At 69.8% G+C, this 5332-nt stretch carries 5 protein-coding genes; 3 read left to right on the top strand and 2 right to left on the bottom strand.

The genetic code is table 11. The annotated features are described in order from the left end of the window. Positions 1-1569, top strand: a 1569-nt coding sequence (gene acpA, locus CEK66_RS19345; protein ID WP_226978692.1) for an acid phosphatase, incomplete at its 5' end; no start/stop codon positions are given. 68 nt (positions 1570-1637) lie between these two features. Here the strand turns inward: acpA and CEK66_RS19340 are convergent. Further along, positions 1638-2942, bottom strand: coding sequence for an MFS transporter (locus CEK66_RS19340; RefSeq protein WP_152237983.1), 1305 nt, complete (start codon positions 2940-2942; stop codon positions 1638-1640). A 377-nt stretch (positions 2943-3319) separates the two neighbouring features. Here CEK66_RS19340 and CEK66_RS19335 point away from each other — a divergent pair, with 377 nt between their 5' ends. Further along, positions 3320-3787, top strand: coding sequence for a metallophosphoesterase family protein (locus tag CEK66_RS19335; protein WP_152237982.1), 468 nt, complete (start codon positions 3320-3322; stop codon positions 3785-3787). Between the two features lie 154 nt (positions 3788-3941). Continuing rightward, the gene (locus CEK66_RS19330) at positions 3942-4370 is read left to right on the top strand and encodes a hypothetical protein (protein WP_152237981.1); all 429 of its coding nucleotides are present in this window, start codon (positions 3942-3944) and stop codon (positions 4368-4370) included. 55 nt (positions 4371-4425) lie between these two features. On the opposite strand, the gene CEK66_RS19325 is transcribed toward CEK66_RS19330, so the two are convergent. Next, a partial coding sequence (locus CEK66_RS19325; protein ID WP_152237980.1) for an SDR family oxidoreductase occupies positions 4426-5332 on the bottom strand: 907 nt, incomplete at its 5' end.

Here is a 5332-nt window from a genome sequence, read left to right as displayed (position 1 = left end):
GCCGATCCAGTTCCGTCGGCGCCAGCGCGTGCGCTGTCGCCGACGGAACTGGATCGGCAGCTGCGGCAGAAGATCGAGCACGTGGTGGTGATCTACGCCGAGAACCGCAGCTTCAACAATCTGTTCCCCGAGTTCCCCGGGCTGCAGCAGCCGCTGTCCAAGGTGACGCCGGCGCAGGCGCGGCAGGTGGACCGCGACGGCAGCGTGCTCGACATCCTGCCGCCGATCTGGGGCGGACTGGCGCCGGACGAACAGGTGGTGGCGCATCGCCGCTACAAGATCGGCGAGGACGCGATCGGGCCGCTGCCCAATGCGCCGTTCGCGCTGCGCACGCCGGACGGCCAGCTGCTGCCGCACGGCATCGTGACCCGCGACCTGGTGCATCGCTTCTACGAGAATCAGATGCAGATCAACGGCGGCCGCAACGACGGCTTCGCCGCATGGAGCGACGCCGGCGGCCTGGTGATGGGCCACTACGCCGATGCGCCGGCCACGCTGCGGCTGTGGAGCCTGGCACGCGACTACACGCTGTGCGACAACTTCTTCATGGGCGCGTTCGGCGGTTCGTTCCTCAACCATCAGTACCTGATCGCCGCGCAGGCGCCTTACTACCCCAAGGCCGACACCAGCCCGGGGCGGACGCAGATCAGCGTGCTGGCCAGCGACCGGCCCGACGAGATCCGCCTGGCGGTGCAGGACGATTCGCCGGGTACCGCGCTCAACGGCCGGCCGCGCTTCGTGCGCAACGGCGCGCTGACCCCGGATTTCTGGGCGATCAATACCCTGAGCCCGCCGTTCCAGCCCAGCACCAGCCAGGACCCGACGCGCCCGGACTACGCCGACCCCAACAGCCCCAACACGCTGCCGCCGCAGACCCACCGCCATATCGGCGATGCGCTGGACGCCAAGGGCGTGGACTGGGCCTGGTACGCCGGCGGCTGGGCGCTGGCGGTGCAGGGCAAGGGCGACACCGGCGATACCAGCGAGTTCCCGGGCAGTCCCAACTTCCAGATCCACCACCAGCCGTTCAACTACTTCGCCAACCTCGCTCCGGGCACGCCGGCGCGGGCGCGCCGGCTGCGCGACGGCGGCCTGGGCGACACCGCCCCGGAGAACCGCTTCCTCGCCGACGTGCAGGCCGGCACGCTGCCGCCGGTGACGTTCTACAAGCCGCAAGGCAACCTCAACATGCACGCCGGCTATTCCGACGTGGCCGCCGGCGATCGCCACATCGCGATGGTGGTGGACGCGCTGCGCAACAGCCCGCTGTGGGAGAAGACCGTCGTGTTCATCACCTTCGACGAGAACGGCGGCTGGTGGGACCACGTGGCGCCGCCCAAGGCCGACCGCTGGGGCCCGGGCTCGCGCATCCCGGCGCTGGTGGTGTCGCCGTACGCCAGGCGCGGCCACGTCGACCACAGCGTCTACGACACCGGCTCGATCCTGCGCTTCATCACCCGCCGCTTCGGCCTGGAGCCGTTGCCGGGCCTGGTCGAGCGCGAACGTGCGATGCACGCTGCCAGCGGCGTGGTGCCGGGCGACCTCACCGCCGCGCTGGACCTGGCCTAGGCCGGCGCGGGTTGCGCAGGGCGGGGCGGACTGCCGCCGCCCTGCCCCGCGTCCAGGCAATGCGGCACTCAGGCGGCGTGGAACGTGCCAGCGCCGCGCTGGCGGCGGAACAGCAGCAAGGTGCAGGCCAGGCCGATCAGCGCCGCCAGCGACAGCCACAGCGCCGGGGCAGCGCGGCTGTGGGTGGTATGGATCAGCCAGGTCGACACCGCCGGGGTGAAGCCGCCCATCGTCGCAGTGGCCAGGCTGTAGGCCAGCGAGAAGCCGGTGGTGCGCACCTCGGCGGGCATCACCTCGGTCAGCGCCACCACCATCGCACCGTTATAGGCACCGTACAGCAGCGACAGCCACTCGCCGACCAGCAGCAACCGCACGAACGAGGGCGCGTCGACCAGCCACTGCAGCGCCGGCCACACCGTCAGCAACATGGCCACGCTGGCGAACACCAGCAGCGGCTTGCGGCCGATGCGGTCGCTCAGCGCGCCCATCACCGGCAGCCACACGAAATTGGACAGGCCGATGCAGCCGGTCACCACCAGGCTGTCCAGCTCGCTCAGGTGCAGCTCGGCGCGGCCGTAGGTCGGCATGTAGGCGGTGATCAGGTAGAACGACACGGTGGTCATCATCACCATGCCCACGCCGGCCAGGATCAATCCGACATTGGCGCGCAGCGAGCGCGCGATGCCGGCCAGGTCCGGCGCCTGCCGCGCGGCGAACTCCGGGGTTTCCTGCAGCGAGCGGCGGATCAGGAAGATCAGCGGCACGATCAGGCTGCCGATGGCGAACGGCACGCGCCAGCCCCAGCTGTCCATCGTGCTGTCGGAGAGCAGCGCGTGCAGGGCCACGCCGAGCGCAGCGGCGAACACCACCGCCACCTGCTGGCTGGCCGACTGCCAGGCCACGTAGAAGCCGCGCCGGCCCGGCGTGGCGATCTCGGCCAGATACACCGACACGCCGCCCAGCTCGGCGCCGGCGGAGAAGCCCTGCAGCAGGCGGCCGAGCAGCACCAGCAACGGCGCCAGCACGCCGATGGTGCTGTAGCCGGGGACGAAGGCGATCAGCAGCACGCCGGCCGACATCAGCCCCAGGGTCAGGATCAGGCCCTTGCGACGCCCGTGCCGGTCGATGTAACCGCCGAGCACCAGCGCGCCGATCGGCCGCATCAGGAAGCCGGCGCCGAACGTGGCCAGCGACAGCATCAGCGAGGCGAACGCGCTATGCGACGGGAAGAACGCATGGCCGATGGCCGTGGCATAGAAGCCATAGACCATGAAGTCGTACATCTCGAGGAAGTTGCCGGTGACCACGCGGAACACGGCGGCGGCGCCGTGCGGCGCGGCCTCGGCGGCGGGGGGCGTAGCGGAAGAAGTCATCGATCGGAGTCTGCTGGAGAAGAAACGGCACCGCCTTGCGATGTCGTGCGACGGCACGGGCGGCGCGCGCGGCAACGGTACAACACGTCGCGTACGCATGCCGCCATGACGCTGCACGTCGCTACGTGCGGGTTAATGCACAGCGGTACGACGCCCAGGCCGGAACTGCCGCTGATGCAACATCGGGTGCATCTCGATACGCGCCGGTGATGCACCAAGCGTCGATGTCGATGTCGATGTCGATACGATCTCTACGTCCGCTCTCGGCTCGCTGGCGCCATCGCCTCACGAAACAGGCCAGCACGCGCAGGTCGCAACGACGCCACCACGTCCGAACGGGTAGCCTGCACGCTGTCACGCACCAGGAAGCGCCACCGATGCGTCCCGTTCGACCGCTGCATCTCGGCGTGATCGCCGACACCCATGGCCTGCTCCGCCCCGAGGCGCTGGCGGCCTTGCGTGGGTGCGCCGCGATCGTGCATGCCGGCGACATCGGCAAACCGGACGTGCTCGACGCACTGCGGGAACTGGCACCGCTGCACGCGATCCGCGGCAACATCGACACCGCGCCATGGGCACAGGCGCTGCCCGAGACCCTGGACCTGGACATCGACGGCGTTCGCGTGCACGTGCGCCACGACCTGAAGACCCTGGCACGCGTCGCCGACGGCGTGGACGTGGTGATCAGCGGCCACTCGCACAAGCCCTTGCTGGAGACCCACGACGGCGTGCTCTACCTCAATCCCGGCAGCGCCGGGCCGCGCCGTTTCCGCCTGCCGATCGGCCTCGGCCACCTGTATCTGACACCGACCGGCCCGCGCGGCGAGTTGCAGACCCTGGGCTAGCGCAGGCGGTTCCCGCGCCGTGGCGCAGCGACACACGACGCGCGGCGGGCAGGCGACGAACGCGCGCGATCTTCGCTACAGTGGAGGCGGGGAGGCGTGCGGCCAGCGGAAGGCGTGGCGACGCCAGGATGCGGCAATGCGAAGGGGAGCGAGCATGCGCAAGGGATGGAACGTGTTCGGCAAGGTCGGCCTCGGCCGCATGACCAGGGACGAGTACCAGGCCAATCTCAACGGCCTGAACATGTTCTTCGGTGCCGTCCTGGGCCTGGTGCTCACCGGCACCGAGCGCCTCAACGCCTGGCAGTTCGGTGTGGTCCTGGGCGTCCTCGCCAGCCTGGTCATCTCGATCCTGTTCATTTCCAGCAGCCGGCACCGGGTGGCGTACGCGATCTACACCCTGCTGATGGTGCTGGCACTGCCGAAGGTGATCGACGTGATGCTCAAGGGCCAGGCCCTGCTGCCGGACAAGGTGCAGCCGACGCTGATCGTGTGGACCATGATGACCATCCTGGTGGAGTTCTGGGGCCGCGAGAAGGACGCCGAGAACGCTGCCGCGACGGCCGCGGACCGCACGCTCGGCTAGACGGCGCGCGGGCGCGGACGCACGTCGCGCACCGTTGCGATGGCGGCGCGTCGCCTCACCAATCGGTCGGCGCGTAGTCCTTGAGGAACTGGCCCCACACGTGCTCGCCGGTGTTGAAGCCGTGGATGATCGGATCGACGATGCGCGCGGCGCCGTCGACGATGTCCAGCGGCGGATGGAAGCGCTCTTCCTGCACCTTGCGCGCGGCGATCTCGGCCGGATCCTCGTCGGTGACCCAGCCGGTATCCACGCTGTTCATGTGGATGCCGTCGTTCTGGTAATCGGCCGCCGAGGTGCGGGTCATCATGTTCAACGCGGCCTTGGCCATGTTGGTGTGCGGATGCCGGGTGGTCTTGAAGTTGCGGTAGAACTGCCCCTCCATCGCCGACACGTTGACGATGTGCTTGTCGCGCTCGGGCGTGCGCAGCATCAGCGGCTTGAGCCGCGCGTTGAGGACGAACGGCGCGACCGCGTTGACCAGTTGCGTCTCCAGCAGCTCCACCGAGGACACTTCGTCCAGCAGCAGGCGCCAGGAGTTGCGCCCGCGCAGGTCCACCTGCTGCAGGTCCTGGTCCAGGCGCCCCTCCGGGAACAGGTGCTGCTGGGCGAGCAGGTCGTCGGCCAGCAGCGGCACTTGCGACAGCTCCGCGGCGCGCAGCAGGCCGTCGGCACCGCTGCGCCCCTGGCCCGCCCCGGCCATCTGCGTGTTGCCCCCAGCCGGCAGCAGATCGGGGCCGCGCAGGCCTTCGTACTGGCCCACCAGCCGGCGCACGTGCTCGGGCAGGTCGTGCAGCGCGGCGGTCTCGCCGGCCAGCATGTGCGCGTAGAACTGCGGCGGCCGGCGCACGGTCTGGCAGGCGTTGTTGACGATGAAATCCAGGCGCGTGCGGGTCGCCAGCAGCTCGCTGCAGAACGCCTCGACGCTGGGCGTGTGGCGCAGGTCCAGCCCGTACACCCGCCGG

Origin of the sequence: Xanthomonas sp. LMG 12460 (assembly GCF_009192895.1) — a bacterium.
Lineage (GTDB): Bacteria > Pseudomonadota > Gammaproteobacteria > Xanthomonadales > Xanthomonadaceae > Xanthomonas_A > Xanthomonas_A sontii.
This window is presented reverse-complemented; position numbering and strand designations above follow the sequence as displayed.